Origin of the sequence: Pelotomaculum sp. PtaB.Bin117 (genome assembly GCF_002067195.1) — a bacterium.
GTDB lineage: Bacteria > Bacillota > Desulfotomaculia > Desulfotomaculales > Pelotomaculaceae > Pelotomaculum_D > Pelotomaculum_D terephthalicicum.
The window spans coordinates 1-15,285 of record NZ_MVQM01000108.1 but is presented as its reverse complement, the minus strand read 5'-3'; the positions used below and the strand labels follow the sequence as shown (position 1 = coordinate 15,285).

The 15,285-nt window shown below is 41.5% G+C and carries 15 protein-coding genes and 1 pseudogene; 6 read left to right on the top strand and 10 right to left on the bottom strand.

Annotated features, from left to right (window positions below):
• The 7 genes and pseudogenes from A4E54_RS07265 to A4E54_RS07240 all read right to left on the bottom strand — a co-directional run.
• A partial coding sequence (locus A4E54_RS07265) for a DUF4391 domain-containing protein (protein WP_286725322.1) occupies positions 1-285 on the bottom strand: 285 nt, incomplete at its 3' end.
• Positions 278-658, bottom strand: a complete 381-nt coding sequence (locus tag A4E54_RS07260) for a four helix bundle protein (RefSeq protein WP_286725319.1) — start codon at positions 656-658, stop codon at positions 278-280. The genes A4E54_RS07265 and A4E54_RS07260, both read right to left, overlap by 8 nt.
• A 65-nt stretch (positions 659-723) precedes the next feature.
• Positions 724-3,243 carry a helicase-related protein gene (locus A4E54_RS07255; RefSeq protein WP_353681822.1) on the bottom strand — a complete coding sequence of 840 codons (2,520 nt, stop codon included), beginning with the start codon at positions 3,241-3,243 and terminating at the stop codon, positions 724-726.
• Positions 3,204-3,974: a phospholipase D-like domain-containing protein gene (locus tag A4E54_RS15755; RefSeq protein ID WP_353681821.1), complete on the bottom strand. Its 771-nt coding sequence runs from the start codon at positions 3,972-3,974 to the stop codon at positions 3,204-3,206. Before A4E54_RS15755 ends, A4E54_RS07255 begins: the two co-directional genes overlap by 40 nt.
• 30 nt (positions 3,975-4,004) lie before the next feature.
• A complete protein-coding gene (locus A4E54_RS07250) occupies positions 4,005-4,226 on the bottom strand; it encodes a helix-turn-helix domain-containing protein (RefSeq protein WP_240084722.1) in 222 nt (73 codons plus the stop codon).
• A gap of 573 nt (positions 4,227-4,799) precedes the next feature.
• A pseudogene (locus A4E54_RS07245) lies at positions 4,800-5,486 on the bottom strand (ParB/RepB/Spo0J family partition protein); the annotation flags it as partial.
• Positions 5,407-6,231, bottom strand: coding sequence for a ParA family protein (locus A4E54_RS07240; RefSeq protein ID WP_286725315.1), 825 nt, complete (start codon positions 6,229-6,231; stop codon positions 5,407-5,409). The gene A4E54_RS07240 and the pseudogene A4E54_RS07245, both read right to left, overlap by 80 nt.
• A gap of 173 nt (positions 6,232-6,404) precedes the next feature.
• On the opposite strand from A4E54_RS07240, the gene A4E54_RS07235 reads away from it, so the two are divergent.
• Positions 6,405-7,328, top strand: coding sequence for a Fic family protein (locus A4E54_RS07235; protein ID WP_286725313.1), 924 nt, complete (start codon positions 6,405-6,407; stop codon positions 7,326-7,328).
• Positions 7,329-7,345: 17 nt separating this feature from the next.
• Here A4E54_RS07235 and A4E54_RS07230 read toward each other — a convergent pair whose 3' ends face one another.
• Positions 7,346-7,711, bottom strand: a complete 366-nt coding sequence (locus A4E54_RS07230; protein ID WP_286725311.1) for a hypothetical protein — start codon at positions 7,709-7,711, stop codon at positions 7,346-7,348.
• A gap of 38 nt (positions 7,712-7,749) precedes the next feature.
• Between A4E54_RS07230 and A4E54_RS07225 the strand changes: the two genes are divergently transcribed.
• The 5 genes from A4E54_RS07225 to A4E54_RS07205 all read left to right on the top strand — a co-directional run bounded on the left by A4E54_RS07225 (position 7,750) and on the right by A4E54_RS07205 (position 13,269).
• Positions 7,750-9,879 carry an ATP-binding protein gene (locus tag A4E54_RS07225; RefSeq protein ID WP_286725308.1) on the top strand — a complete coding sequence of 710 codons (2,130 nt, stop codon included), beginning with the start codon at positions 7,750-7,752 and terminating at the stop codon, positions 9,877-9,879.
• A gap of 9 nt (positions 9,880-9,888) precedes the next feature.
• Positions 9,889-10,965: a helix-turn-helix domain-containing protein gene (locus A4E54_RS07220; protein WP_286725306.1), complete on the top strand. Its 1,077-nt coding sequence runs from the start codon at positions 9,889-9,891 to the stop codon at positions 10,963-10,965.
• Positions 10,962-12,017 carry a DNA cytosine methyltransferase gene (locus A4E54_RS07215; protein WP_286725305.1) on the top strand — a complete coding sequence of 352 codons (1,056 nt, stop codon included), beginning with the start codon at positions 10,962-10,964 and terminating at the stop codon, positions 12,015-12,017. The genes A4E54_RS07220 and A4E54_RS07215 overlap by 4 nt, the downstream gene beginning before the upstream one ends.
• A gap of 5 nt (positions 12,018-12,022) precedes the next feature.
• Entirely contained in the window at positions 12,023-12,448 is a 426-nt protein-coding gene (locus tag A4E54_RS07210) for a very short patch repair endonuclease (RefSeq protein ID WP_286725303.1), read from the top strand.
• A 233-nt stretch (positions 12,449-12,681) separates the two neighbouring features.
• The gene (locus A4E54_RS07205) at positions 12,682-13,269 is read left to right on the top strand and encodes a hypothetical protein (RefSeq protein WP_286725301.1); all 588 of its coding nucleotides are present in this window, start codon (positions 12,682-12,684) and stop codon (positions 13,267-13,269) included.
• Positions 13,270-13,343: 74 nt separating this feature from the next.
• Here A4E54_RS07205 and A4E54_RS07200 read toward each other — a convergent pair whose 3' ends face one another.
• Together A4E54_RS07200 and A4E54_RS07195 are read right to left on the bottom strand one after the other, a co-directional pair.
• A complete protein-coding gene (locus A4E54_RS07200) occupies positions 13,344-13,532 on the bottom strand; it encodes a hypothetical protein (protein WP_286725299.1) in 189 nt (62 codons plus the stop codon).
• A 65-nt stretch (positions 13,533-13,597) separates the two neighbouring features.
• Positions 13,598-14,772 (bottom strand): IS3 family transposase gene (locus A4E54_RS07195; RefSeq protein WP_286725297.1). Its coding sequence is split into 2 segments (ribosomal slippage): positions 13,598-14,505 and positions 14,505-14,772, totalling 1,176 coding nucleotides; the frame shifts between segments, so codons are not numbered across the junction.
• Between the last annotated feature and the right edge of the window lie 513 nt (positions 14,773-15,285).

The following is a 15,285-nucleotide window of genomic DNA, read 5'->3' as shown; positions in this document are numbered from 1 at the left end:
CACAAGCAGGAAAAGGATGTGATAGGGGATTTCCCTGTCAATCAGCTGCAGCACCCGCTTGTCAAGGCCGGGCTGGTTCAGGCGTATCTCTATGACCTCAATTTCCGCGACTGTTTCTCCGGCGGCAATGTTCACTGTAGTAGGGGAGATTTTATTCCTCCAGTAAATCACATTGATCTGCTCTACAAATATCCGCTTGAGTTCCGCAGTCACGGAGAGGTTTTCATAGAACTTCTGCTTCGGTATTCGCCGGTTGAATACCGTACTTTTTGGTAAATCAATCACTCGTTACACTCCTGTCTAATTCGGAATTCGGAATGCGTAATTCGGAATTTCTCTGGGTTTTCGTGATAGCGACAAGCAGCTTTATTAACTCCTGGCAATCAGCATAAACGCTTTCAAATGAGCTGGTTTCTATAAAATTGCTTTCGTGCAGCAGTTCTAGCCAATACTCCGTCTCGCTAGCCTCTTTCAGTGATATATTAAGTTTAGCATAAAAATCAGCTTTGCTTTGGCCGCGGATGGCTTCCTTTACATTTGCACCAATACTTGTACTGCTTCTCAGTAATTGTTTTGACATTATATACTCATGTTTTTCATCAGTTAAAAATTTATATAACTTAATCATTCTCAAAGCAAATGCTTTACTTTTCACCACAACGGTTTTCTCTCTTCATACTGCCTTCACTCCTCAATTCCGCATTCCGATTTATGAATTATGAATTATGAATTACGAATTCCGCATTCCGAATTCCGAATTACTAAAAAACAAATCAGCTCGAAATCATCCAGTCCCGTAATAGTTGTATTCAGAGCTGAGGTGCCCCCGCTTTTGAACAGGCTGTCAATGTCGCTTTCTTCCTTCACGTCAATGATGGAGTTGATGGCGTCACTTAATAGCTCGGAAAGTCGGCCCATATCCCTGCCGTCCTTGGTTTCCTGATTAAAAGCGCGGCACAGTTCTACCAAAGGCGCTGTTTTTCCCTTGCAGAGATACCGCATCTTATCCAGCATTTCTTTTGGGGACAGATGGTCGCAGATGACCTCGCCGTCATCCGCAATATACACCATATAGAACGGGTGAAGCCGGTTCTGGTTATCGATGTTCACGCCGCCGTTGATGTTTTTCAGCACAAATATCACGCCGGGCGGCGCATCGTCCTTCGCGGGAACAACCGCATGGAGACCGAGAGGGGTCTTGTCCAAATCACCATTATTCTTGATGTAGTCAAGCAGGTCAAGACGGAATTCATTCAATCCCAAGTCCATAATGGAAATGCCGCCGGACATATCCTCGATATCGACGACCTCCTCCTGCAGGCGCTTGAGCTGTGCTTTGCGGTATTCGAGGTCGCCTTTTTCCTCCGGGTTGATAAGGTCGTCGTCTCCGGTGGAGGTCATGACGGATATCTTCATTCGGGTTTCTACACGGCTTTTCAGGTTTATGTAATCGTCAAGCGTCAAATCCGGCCAGAAGTTCACCAGCTGTATCCGCGCATTCCGGCTGCCGATACGGTCAATACGTCCGAACCGCTGGATGATGCGGACAGGGTTCCAGTGGATATCGTAATTAACCAAATAGTCGCAATCCTGAAGATTCTGGCCTTCGGAAATGCAATCAGTGGCGATAAGGATGTCGATACAGTCGGCTGACCCCGGCATAAGCAGCGCTTTATCTTTAGAAACAGGTGAAAAACAAGTCAGAACATTGTTGAAGGTCGCCCTGAATTTCGGGATCGTTGTTTTTCCGTCCACCGTGCCGGTTATCATGGCGGTGTTAAGACCGTATTTCTCCTTTATATATCCGCTCACATTCTGGTACAGGTATTCGGCAGTGTCGGAAAATGCTGAAAACACAAGTACCTTTTTATTGTCTGCGTTGATGGGCTTTTCGATTTTCTCCGAAATGAGCGCAAGCAGGGTTTGAAGCTTGGTATCATGCTCCGGTGTAATATCTGCAACCATAAGCGTCAGCAACTCCAGTACTTCTGAATCCTGCTGAAGCGAGTCGCGCCAGGTAACATAGTCCATATCGTTAAGATCGATTTTTACTTTTTTACCGGAGGTGAAGAATTCGGTGTTCTGATCATCATAATCGAATTCGGTATCTTCACTGAACTTAAGAATCTCAATATCAGCGTCTCCGCCGGCCTCGAACATATCAATTTCAGCGATCGTATCATCAATCAGCTTCTTTATGCGCTGGAGAGTCAGACGGAAAGAATAGACGGAGCTTTCCAGCCGTTTGAGAAGGTTGATACTCATCAGGCGGCGGATGCCCTGCTCTCGCCCCGCACGGTTGATATTGACGTCAGGGTCGACATACTTGTCCCGTCTGCTTTCAAAAACAAAATCTGTTGGAATATAGACTGCAAGATTAAGCTTCATAAGCTCGTCATATATCTCGTTATAATTTATGGCGTTGTCCAAATCGGTCAGGCTTGGCCGCAGAGACACAGGCTTGAGCCTTTCCGGGAATTTTCCGATGTCATTCATGTTATAATACTTTTCAATATGCTTTCGGGAGCGAGCAATGGTCACACTGTCCAGTACTTCAAAGAAGTCAAAGTCCAGCATCTTTAAAAGCGCAGCTGTTGTTCTCTTTTCCGGTCCTAAGTCGCTCCAGATATTAAATGCTCTTTGAGCATTACGGAAAATCTCATCAATTGGTTTCGATGTGTTCAATTTTTCATTTATCAGGCAGGAATTTCCCTCATAAGCGAGTGCAAGCTGATTGCGTAAGTCGACAAAACGGTTGTTTACCGGTGTTGCCGACAGCATAAGCACCTTTGACTCCACACCCGGGCGAATAACCTTGTTCAAGAGTCGGAGATAACGGTTTTCACGCGCATCATCTCCATAAACTTCGCCGCCATTGCGGAAATTGTGGGATTCGTCGATGACTATAAGCCCATAATTCTCCCAATATATTTTTTCCAGGTCATTGCCGTTTGACATGCCGTGTTCGCGCGAAAGGTCAGTGTGGTAAAGAACAGTGTATCCAAGCCGGTCGGAAATGAGCGGATTATTTCTATAATGACTCCTGAAAGTATTCCAATTGTCTGCCAGTTTCTTCGGGCATAGCACAAGCACAGATTTGTTCTTTTTTTCATAGTATTTGATTACAGCAAGGGCAGTGAACGTCTTGCCAAGTCCTACACTATCGGCCAAAATACACCCATTATATTTTTCAAGCTTATTTATTATTGCAAGCGCCGCATCTTTTTGGAAATCATATAACATACTCCAGATTTTACTTTCTTTAAACCCGGTTGCTTCATTGGAAGCACATCCTCGGAGATGTCTTCGAGGAATTCATTGAATATGTTGTAAAGAGCCACGAAATAAAGAAACTCCGCCGAGTTTTCGTTGTAAGCGGCGGTGATGCTCTCGATGACCTCTTCAGTTACGTCCTGTAATTTCGTCCTGTCATTCCAGACACTTTCAAACAGCCGGACGAATTCCTGACTGTGCGGTGCAGGGAACTTGGTAACCATGTTGTAGCTGTTATTCCCCCGTTTGCATCCAATGTCCACGGTGGTGAAGCCGTTGAGCGGCATATATGTAATCTGTTCATTGCCGGTATCTATGTTGAGGAAACCGCCCATGTTCTCCGGCGTAATATTTGACTTGAACTTAACCTTTTTTCTGATCCAATCGGCACATTCACGGGCGATTGCTTTCTGCGTTAATTCGTTGCGCAGCTTCACTTCAAATTCTGTTCCGTAAAGGCTGCGCTCACGGCTTAAGCGGGGGATATAAAATTCGCGTTTTTCTTTAGGCGCTTTTTCAGTGACAAAGGCAGGCGATGTGAATATGAAACGAAGCTCGTCAATATTGTCAAATTGTTTTTTCAAAACCTGGTATGCGTATATGGAAAAACAAGCGGCAGCAATCGAAAGGCGGCTGCCCTTTTCGATTGTAACCGCTAAATCATTCTTCACAGTTTTTGTTATATTATCGAAAATTTCCATAGCTGGTTCCTTTATCGGATATATGTCAATTTATTTTGCGTTGTCCCGCAGGTCCGGAACTAATTCCATAATGTCTCCGAAATCAACGCCGAGAGTGGCACATACTTTAATCAGAACTTCCATGCTGACATTCTCATGATTTGAGAGCTTGGCAATGGTGGTTGAGCTTAATCCCGATGCCAATTGCAGATCCTTCTTTTTCATATCTCTATCAATAAGGAGCTTCCATAACTTTTTATAACTTACTCGCATCTTCGCCAATCCATTTCCTAAGTTTCAACTTAATTATACCAAAATTTGCATATGCTTTACAATATATTTTACGCATTTGTAAAGATTCCGTTTATGTTTATTCTACATTTAAGCAGTTTTAAAGAAATATATGTAGCTATCTCCCTCAATCTGTGGTAGTGTCTGTTGCTGAAGGGAGATGGTGTATTGAAAAAGCTAATTATCGTCGGAATAGGCATTATCGCCTGTGTCGCATTGTGTACCGCTGTGTGGCCTCGGAACGCCGAGGTCGGCGATTTACCCGCAGAGTCTGCAAAAACCGCCGTATTCGCTGAAATTGAGGCGAGTCAAAAAGAAATGCCGCCAATTATTCTTTCTGAAGATACTCCTGTTGCCGAGCCGAAGACTGTTGAAGAAAATGAGCCAACGAAAAACGAGGTAATAAAGGCAGAAGAAAAAACTCAACCCTCTGCACCATCAAAACAAGCATCGCCACCAGTGGTAACTTCTAAATCGTCAGCACAGCCGTCATCCAGCCAAAAGTCAGGCGACAGAGCTATCATCGAGGGTAAGCCACATATATGGATACCCGGCTTGCTGTTCGTTTTCGGCCAGGTAAGAGATTTCCACAGCAGGATTAAAGGCGATCTGCTTTTCGTCCACCATTTCAAGAACAGGTTGTATAAGTTCAGTTAAGCGAATATATCTTTGAATCTGTCTGCCGCTTTCACCGACATCTTTGCCTATAATATCTGCACTTTCTAACCTCCCGACAACTTGTCGGGAAGTTAAATCCGTCCGTTGCCCTTGCCTGTTCATGGCTTCCAGCTTCATTTTATATGCAAAAGCTTTTTCACTCGGCAGGATGCTTTCCCTTTGCAGATTGCTGTCAACCATAATGATTGTGGCGGCATCGTCGTCCAGTTCCCGGACAATGCAGGGCATGTTTTCTTTCCCTGCAAGCTCGCTTGCTTTTTTTCGCCGGTGTCCGGCCACCATTTCATAGCCGCCGTCCGCTTTGGGCCGCACCAGGCCGGGGACTAAAACGCCGTATTGCTTTACACTGTCCGCCATTTCCAGCATGGCCTCATCCGCTTTTACCTTAAACGGGTGATTGGGAAAATCGCTGATTTCAGACAGGGGAATGTCCAGTACCTTTTCGCGCTGCTGCTCGGCCCGGCTTTCCTCGGTGGTGAATAAGTCATCTACTGAGGTCAGCTTTATGCTGTTTCGCACGTCGTTTTTCACCAATGTCCCGCACCTCCTTTGTAAAGGCTTCATAGGCTTTAGCCGCCAGACCGTGGGGGTCGTGAAGGTAAATGCTCTTTCCTTTGGCGCTGGTTTCCGCCGCACGGATGGACAAGGGGATTTCCGTTTGGAAAATGCGCAGTTTGTCGCCGTAGTCGCGGCGCAGGATAAAGGAAATGTCCTTGGCAAAGTTGGTGCGGTTATCCACCATTGTCACCAGAACGCCATCAATAATCAGCTTCGGATTGATTTGCCGCCTTACCCTGGCTATAGTCTGTAAAAGCTGCGTCATTCCTTTGGCGGGCAGATAGTGAGCCTGAACCGGAATAATTACGCTGTCCGCAGCGGCAAGGGCGTTAATGGTCATCATGCCCAGGGAGGGCATACAGTCGATCAACACATAATCATACCTGTCTTTGATTGTATTGATGTAGCTGCGCAGCACCGTTTCCCGGCTCATGGTATTAACGAGGGAGACCTCTATGGCCGACAACTCAATGTTGCCCGGCATGAGATCAATGCCTTCCGCATGTTGGAGGATACCCTCGTCCGGCTCATACGGCTCCTCCAACATGCTTTTGGTTAAAACGGTCGCCAGTGAAGCAGGTAGGTTGTCCGGCTCATGAAAACCTAACGAATCCGTTAGGTTGCCTTGCGCGTCCGCGTCCACTAAAAGCACCTTTTTACCCTGCATCGCAAGGCCGATACCCAGATTGACCGTTGTGGTCGTTTTGCCTGTGCCGCCTTTCTGGTTGGCAAGGGCGATTACTTTTGACACCTGAAATTCCTCCTTTTTTATTGAAATAAAAAAAGCCGTTTGCTTTTATCAGGGAAATAAAAGCCAATGGCCCTTTCGTTAACGTAAAGGAATAGTATTTTGAAATTATTGTTTTAAATTCATTGATACTATTCCTATAATATGGTATACTTTGTAAAAGTGAGGTGCGGTATTTGAAATATATCAGAGTAAGCCAGGCGGCGGAACAGTGGGGACTCTCTGATCGCCGTGTTCGTGTTTTATGTGAACAGGGGAAAATTGAAGGTGTTACCAAAGATGGCCGCTCCTACCTTATTCCGGCTGATGCCGTCAAACCTATAGATGGCAGGAGTTTGCGAGGTAAAAATGTACCGCAAGAGTTTGCCGCACTTTTTTTGCGCATTGATGCGATGAAAGCTGAACTGAACAAACGACGTACCCTAACCGAAGGTGAGCTAAAATGCTTGCAAGAAGAATTTCTTGTTGAGTTCACCTACAATTCTAACGCCATTGAAGGCAACACCCTAACACTCAAAGAGACGGCGATGGTGTTGGAAGGTATTACTATTGACAAAAAGCCATTAAAAGACCATTTGGAAGCTGTCGGCCACCGTGACGCCTTTCTCTATATACAGCAACTCATTAAAGACAAAGCACCTTTTTCTGAAAGAGTTATTAAAGACGTTCATTCTCTTGTACTTATGGACAGACCTGAAGATAAAGGCGTTTATCGCCGAATCCCCGTACGGATTGCAGACGCTTACCATGAACCCCCGCAACCCTATTTGGTTCCTGGACAGATGGAACAACTTATCACAGAGTTTGAAAAGAAAAAACTGCACCCCATTGAGAGTGCAGCACTTTTCCATCTAAAGTTTCAGGGTATCCATCCGTTCATTGACGGGAACGGTCGCACCGGCAGGCTGATTTTAAACTTTATGCTAATGCAAAACGGTTATCCACCTACCCAAATCAAGTTTGTCGATCGAAAGCGTTATTATGAATGTTTTGACAGCTATCATAGTGAGGGCTCCACAGAACCGATGATAAAGCTGATTGCAGAATATGTGGAAAAAACGCTACGGCGGTTTTTGAAAATTTTGGAGGAAAACTATTAAATATAACAAGCTATATGTTAATAGTTGTCATATAAAACACCTATATAGGAAGATATATTTTTTTCTATATTACGCATATGCTCTAAACAAAAAACTGAACATTTTAAGTCTAAATCAAAACACAAGGATTGTGAGACTACAGAATTGCTGCAGGTTTTCTGCTGTGCATACTGTTTAATAAAGGCAATTAATTCCGAAGGCTTCTCTTTACCGATTAAAGGATATTTACTGTGTTGAATACGATATGAAAATATATGCAAAGTGCGCAGAAACATAGTGCTGATATCAAAATAATCAATAATATGATTATTATAACCTTCATCCGAACTAAATATTTTATTTCTTAAAAAATTATTCTTGCCAATAATGAGCTGGGTCTCCATTATTAGAACCTCCTTGTGAGTTAGAAAGAGGTATCGTTATGAATAAAGCTGAGATAATTGCAATGCAGTTTCATCCAAGAGCTTTTGCAGCATTTGGTTCGGATCTTGTAACGAATGATGCCGTTGCTGTAACAGAACTTGTAAAAAATTGTTATGACGCTTTTGCTTACAACGTTCATGTAGAATTTGGGCAAGATGCTTCTGGTAAAGACTTTCTCCGAATTACCGATGATGGACTTGGAATGACTCGTGATGTTATTAAAGAGTCTTGGGCTGTTATAGCAACACCATATAAAAAGAAAAACCCTACAATCCAGAGAGACGGAAAAATACGTCGTGTCTCAGGGAATAAAGGCCTGGGACGATTTTCTGCTGCTCGATTAGGCAGATATCTCGAAATAATTACCAAAAGCAATGAAGATACGTGCTTATCTGCAAAAATTGACTGGGATAGCTTCACCAATTCAGGCAATATTTCAGATTGCATAATAACGTTAGAAGAAACAACAGATGACAACAAGATACAGTCTGATACCGGAACCATAATAACAATAAGCGAACTATCTTCTCCGTGGGAGTTCCAGAATATTGATGAATTACATAATGCATTGTCCAGGCTGATTTCTCCCTTTCAGGAAGTTTCCGACTTTAGTATTTCGCTTTTAACTCCATTTTATGCTGAACCAACCCAAATTAAACCACAGACATTCATACAAACTCCGACATATAAAATTAGAGGTCATGTGACCAGTAACGGAACTGTTAATTGGAATTATACGTATGCACCTAAAGCAAAGATTATGAATTCCCGGGATGGTTCGATTCTGTGGAATGAAGCACAGCGAGGATTTGACAATATACATACTCTCTTCAATGAATCCGAAGATGGGCAATATATATGCGGTGAATTTTCATTTGAAATTCGTGCATGGGACTTGGATACCGACAGCATAGGAGATGTTGCCGACACATTTAATATTGGACGTAGCGAAATAAGAAAAAATATTAGTCAATACAAAGGATTATCAATATACAGAGACAATGTACTTGTTTTGCCTAAATCAGATGCCTCAAAAGATTGGCTTGGAATTGATTTGCGCAGAGTAAGCCATACAGGTAAAAGAATCAGCACCAGTCAGATAATTGGTATGATTAGTATTTCTTCGGAGAACAATCCTGGAATAAGAGATACAACAGACAGAGAAAAACTTGTAGATACCAAAGAATATAAACAGTTTTGCAGAATTATAGAAACAGTAATTTCGATACTGGAGAATTTACGTAACTCCGATAAAAAACCAGCACAATCTGCCGATAAACCTACGTTAAGTGATTTGATATCTCCTTTATCTGTCACTACTCTTGTTGAAAAAGTGGAAGATGCTGTAAAAAAAGGCAGAGATTCAGAGCATATATTAGAAGTTGTTCGTGACTTCAGTGCCGATACAGAAAAAAATCTTTGGGAATTACATGACAGACTGACTTATTATGCGCAAACTGCTTCTTTAGGTTCGGTTGCGGTTGTAATATTACATGAGATTTTGACCGGAATGACTGTTATTAAGCGATTTCTGAAAAGAGTATGGAAACACTATGAACCTTTTGATAATAAAACTAAGGAGTATTATGAAGACGCAGAAACATGGCATTCACGCTTGGTTGATGTAGCTAATAGTTTTGCTCCGCTCTATCGTAAAAATCTCCGGTATGAAAAGCATAAATGTAATGTTTATTGCGAAGTAGAAAATAGCATTCGTCTCATTTCTGGCAAGAAGGAAGCAAAAAATATTCTTTTTGAATGCAACGTTGATGTATGCGTTGAAACAATAATGCATAGTGGAGAACTTCAAACCATTTTGGTAAACCTGCTGGATAACGCTTGTTATTGGATTCAAAAAGCAGGAGCAAGAAAAAAAATATGTATTAAATCAGAAGAGTTTAATGCCCAAAAAATTAGAATGACAATAAGTGATACTGGTATTGGTATAAATAGTACTGATGCTGAAAAAATTTTTCAGCCAGGTATTACTGCTAAGCCATATGGAATCGGAATGGGATTAGTTATTGTAACAGAGTTATTAAATAATTATGATTGTAAAATTGCAACTGTTATACCGGGAGAACTTGGCGGAGCAACCTTTGTTTTTGAATTACCAATTGCAAAGTGAGGGGAGTTAATGAATGTATTAATTATTGACGATCAGCCTATTTCCGTAAAGGGGATTGAAGATTTCTGCGCTGAAAAAAACTGGGAAGTTACTACAATTGATTTTGACAATGTGTATCAGCAAATTATTGAAAAAGAACCGGATATTATCATTCTAGATTGGCGGCAGGACGCCGATCATATTGATGTAGGAGATGAAATTTTAACCAAAATTTGGACAAATTGTTTTCGCCCAATTATAATATTTTCTGCAAACGCTGCTGTAATATCAATTGCTGAAAAACTTCAAAAAAGCACTTTGCTTAGGGTTTTTTCCAAAGGTGATGAAACTCCGGTAACTGACTACCTATGTAAAACCGAAAGTTTTGTTGTGGCATTATCTGATTATCGTAAAGAAATGAGTAATGCTATGATAGAAGCTTTAAATGCTGTTCAGATTTTAAGATCAGAAGGATATCCTGGTAATAGCGTCTTTAAATATATATTGTCAAAGCGAACTGCAACTTTTTTTGATATCCAATATAGTGGAGAACTTCCTCCAGCGTGGGTTCAATATGTTTACCCGCCAGTTGTAACCAGTTTATGTGCTTGTGATATAATCCGGGTAATAGCACCAGAGACAGATTACAATTCGGAAGGAAATCCTGAAGAATACAGAATCATTTTAACACCCTCCTGTGATATGGTTCCTGCACGCCCAAAAGTCACACATGCATTGTGTGCAAGCTGCTATCCAAAGGAAAAGTTTCATAACTGTGTATTGTCAGACAACCCGAAATCTAAAAATATTAGCTCTGTACAATCTGATTTAAACCGCGGGTATAACGAATGTTGGGTAGCTTTGCCGGGAATTAAATCTATATTGCCATATATGACTGTTGATTTGAAAAAAATCGAATTAGTTGATTTATCAAAGATCGCACTTAGCATGAGCGAAAAAAACGAGGATACTGAATTTGTAAGGATAGCTTCTGTTGATAGTCCCTTCAGAGAACAAATTATTTGGGCACATATGCAGAATGCATGCCGACCTGGTGTTCCGGATCGAAACACGGAACCGTGGGCAAAGGAATTGTTAACAGGATGAACGCTATAGATTTTTTTTGTGGCGGGGGCGGAATGACAAGAGGCCTATTAAATGCAGGTATTAATGTTTTATTTGGTCTTGATTTTGACCCGTCCTGCCAGGAAACATACGAGAATAATAACCATATTCCATATCTTTGCAGGGACATTCACACAGTAAGCGCAGAGGACTTAATTAATGAATTTCCTCTGCTTATAGAAAATGATGAATTACTGATGATTGGATGCGCACCATGCCAGCCTTTCAGCAGCCAGAGACATTCTAATCGTGAGCATGTATCCGTTAATCTCCTTGACGAGTTCGGCAGACTTGTAGAAGCCCTTTTACCAGCACATATTTTGATTGAAAATGTGCCTGGAATACAAAAACGCGGGCAAGCTGTGTTTAATAGGTTTTTGGAGCTTTTGGACAGACTTGGTTATCATTATATTTATAGTGCCGTTAACGCAAAAAATTACGGGGTACCTCAAAACAGGAGACGGTTAATATTAATTGCATCCAGATTATTTGAACCACATATTCCTGCTCCAACTCATGGGAACGGTCTGATACCATTCACTACGGTTTTTGATGCGATTCATAATTATCCTGCATTAAATGCAGGAGAGGAAAATCCTGATGTACCAAATCACAGGGCAGCAAATCTTATTCCTATTAATTTGCAGAGAATAATGGCAACACCGCATAACGGTGGGAGCCGGGCTGATTGGCCCCAACATTTACATTTGAACTGTCATGCCAATGGACATAACGGGCATACGGATGTTTACGGACGAATGGTATGGGATGCCGTGGCCCCAACGCTAACATCAAAATGTTACAGCCTTTCCAATGGACGTTTTGGCCATCCAGAGCAAAATCGTGCAATCTCTTTCAGAGAAGCAGCCGCATTACAATCATTTCGAGACGATTATGTATTTTGGGGAAATATGCAGGAAATGGGTCGACAGATAGGAAATGCGGTACCTGTATTATTAGCTGAAAGTATGGGTAGGTACCTATTAGCCGAACATAACAAGTTTTTTTATCATTATGTCAATATTGAGGAATAAAAAAGATGGATGTTCATTCAAAGGAAGTAAGAAGTTATAATATGTCACGGGTCAAAAGTAAAAATACTAAACTGGAAGAGATTGTAAGAAAGTATCTCTTTTCAAAAGGTTTAAGATACCGTAAAAACGTTCGGACATTGCCTGGGTGCCCTGATATTCTGCTTCCCAAATATAAAGCAGCCGTTTTTGTTAACGGGTGTTTTTGGCATGTACACGAAGGCCATCCATGCTTTAAATGGCCAAAATCCAATACTATATTTTGGCAAAAAAAACTTAATTTAAACCAAATTCGCGATGCTGACAATTATAAAAAATTATCTGTTATGGGATGGAAAGTAATTATTGTATGGCAATGTGAACTAAAGAAAAAGTGTTTTGAAAATAGAATGAATCAGCTCATGTATGAAATTAAAGGCAATCAAAAAGATTGAATTAAGGAATGAAATTAAGATGACGTTCCGATATTTTTATGGAGATGATAGGATAAGACCCCATATAATATATAAAAAATGAAAAAAGTTATTGTATTTATTGTGGCAATAGAGCAAATTCCAGAGAACATATTCCCTCAAAAGTTTTTTTAAGCCATCCATACCCAGATAATTTATTTATTGTTCCTGCTTGCAAAAAATGTAACAATTCATTTTCTGATAAAGAGTTGTATTTGTGGTTTGTAATAGAAACTTTGAAACAAAAATACTATGAAAACTATGGATCAGATAATAGGACTATGAACAGATTTTCAAAGTATCCTTCATTAGCCCGAAAGGTTAATGATGATATTTGTAAATATTTATCTGATAATCCAGATGCATCTGTTTGGCTATTTAAAAATGATGATATTGAAAAAGTCATTATAAAGCTGGCCAGCGGACACGCTGTTTTTGAATTAAGTGAAGGATATTACACCGATAATAATGAGTGGTATATAGAGCAAATCGAATATGCTTTTTTACCTGTTTTGAGTAAAGAAACTGTAGATTCATTTAACACCCCAATTAATATAAGCGATTACTTGTTACCGGAAATAGGATCCAGGGCATTTGATAATATTAAAGTGTTAGAATTTTCATTACAATCCTTTAACGAACAACAAAATATAAGAAAAATAAAATCATTATGGATGGATTGGACAGTTGTACAGGAAAGAAAATATAAATATATATGCGTACTGGCGAATCTTCAAATGTATGTAGGTATTTGTATCAATGAGTTTCTTTTTGCTTCAAATATATTTTCTTGTAATGAATGAGTAATCTAATATTATAAACGTATGAGCTGTCCCCGATAAAATAGACACACTAAACTGGCTTGTTGCTTTAAATCTCACAAATTTTCATGAAATTGCGATATAAACGATAGCCAAAAAGTTACCAGTTTATAAGGAATGATAGTAGCAAAATGGCCGTGACCGCCCTTGACATGGAGCCTCGCACCCGTGTTTCCAAGGGCCAAGGGCAGTGCAGCTTTAGCTTGCTGCCCCTTGCCGAAAAGGCTAACACGGGCATGCTCCATATCAAGGGTCTCCGCTCCGCTCCGATGAACGGTCACTGGTTTTTGTTATTAGCCAGCATCAGTGATTATGCAGCCTTTGCCGTTTCTACTTGCCTCCTGAATCGACACTTAAATTCCCAGGGCGTCATGTATCCCAGGCTGGAGTGACGACGCTGCCGATTGTAATATACTTCAATGTAATCAAAAATGGCCTGCTTGGCTTCATCCCGTGTTTTGAAGCGGTGCAAGCAAATAAGCTCATTTTTCAGGGTGCTGAAAAAGCTCTCCGCGGGGGCATTGTCATAACAATTACCTTTACGGCTCATGCTCGGTATAAAACCGTTCTCACGAAGCAGATCTTGATAGGCGTGACTGGCATATTGGACCCCCCGGTCAGAATGATGGATTAATCCTTTGGAAGGGCGTTCACGGCCGATCGCCTGCTTTAAAGCCTGGATGACAAGCTCTTTTGTCATAGTACTGTTCATGGCCAGGCCAACGACATCTTTGCTGTTAAGGTCAACAACGCTTGCCAGGTAGAGCCAGCCCTCATTGGTCGGAATATAACTGATATCGCTTACCCACACGGTATTGGGGGCAGCAGCCTTAAAATTCTGGTTTAAAAGATTTTCTGCCACCGGGAGATTGTGCTTGGACTTTGTAGTGGCTTTAAACTTCCTGGGGCGGACTGACTGAATGCCATTTGCCTTCATCAGGCGGTGTACACGGTTTTTCCCGCACCCAAACTGGTCTTTGACATCAGCATGTATCCGGCGGACTCCATAGAGTTTCCGGCTGCGTAAATGGCTCTTACGGATGGCCTTAAGAAGCTTCTCATTATCTTGCCGGCGCTGGCTGGGGGGCCTCTTAATCCAGGCATAATAACCGCTTCGGGATACCTTCATTACCTGGCACATCTTTTCCACCCGAAACTTGAAGCGGTGCTGGTAAATGAATTGATATCTCACTTTCGGGGGTTTGCAAAGATGGCCGCCGCCTTTTTTAGAATGGCATTCTCCTCACGTAAGTCTTGGTTTTCACGTTTCAGCCGGCGAATTTCTTCTTCGTCCGGTCTTAAGCGGCCACTGCCCCGGAAAGAGTTTTCCGGGTCGGTTGAAAACTCTTTGATCCATCGTAGGAGAGTGTCATAACCGACACCAAGATCTGCTGCAACACTGCTTACTTTCCGTCCTTTTTCGAGCACCATTTTAACCGCGCCAAGTTTGAAATCTTTGTCGTACCGTTTTCCTGTTACTGCCATGATGGACACCTCCTGCTGAATTACATTTTACTTCAGTTCTGCGTGTCCATCAAACCGGGTACAAGGCAGTATAACTTTGGTTGTCTTAGTAAGGATAGTAGCTGGCGAAACGGGTAAATTGTCCGGTTCGCGATAACCCAGGAGTCTGTCAGGTTTCCCTTGGATACGCGTCCAACAGTAACACTTTTTGCCTTGTGCTGTAATGCGATGTAGGCCGTTGTCGTTATTTTTTCAAGGTGACTACTTTTGACACTTGAAGTTCTCCTTTGAAAAAAAGCGTTTTTGCTTTATAAAGTAAACACCTTTTTATTTTAGATAAGATAAGGTACAATAAATTTATATATAAAAAGAGAACATAAGCGCAAAACCTATGTCCTCTTGTTCATTCATTTTAATTACTGCTAAACCTGTACTTTTAGCTCTTGCCGGTATTGGGCGTAATGGTCACTTAACACATACTCGATAACCCATACTTTAGGTATCCTGTAGGTATTGCGGATGAAAAAGTACTTT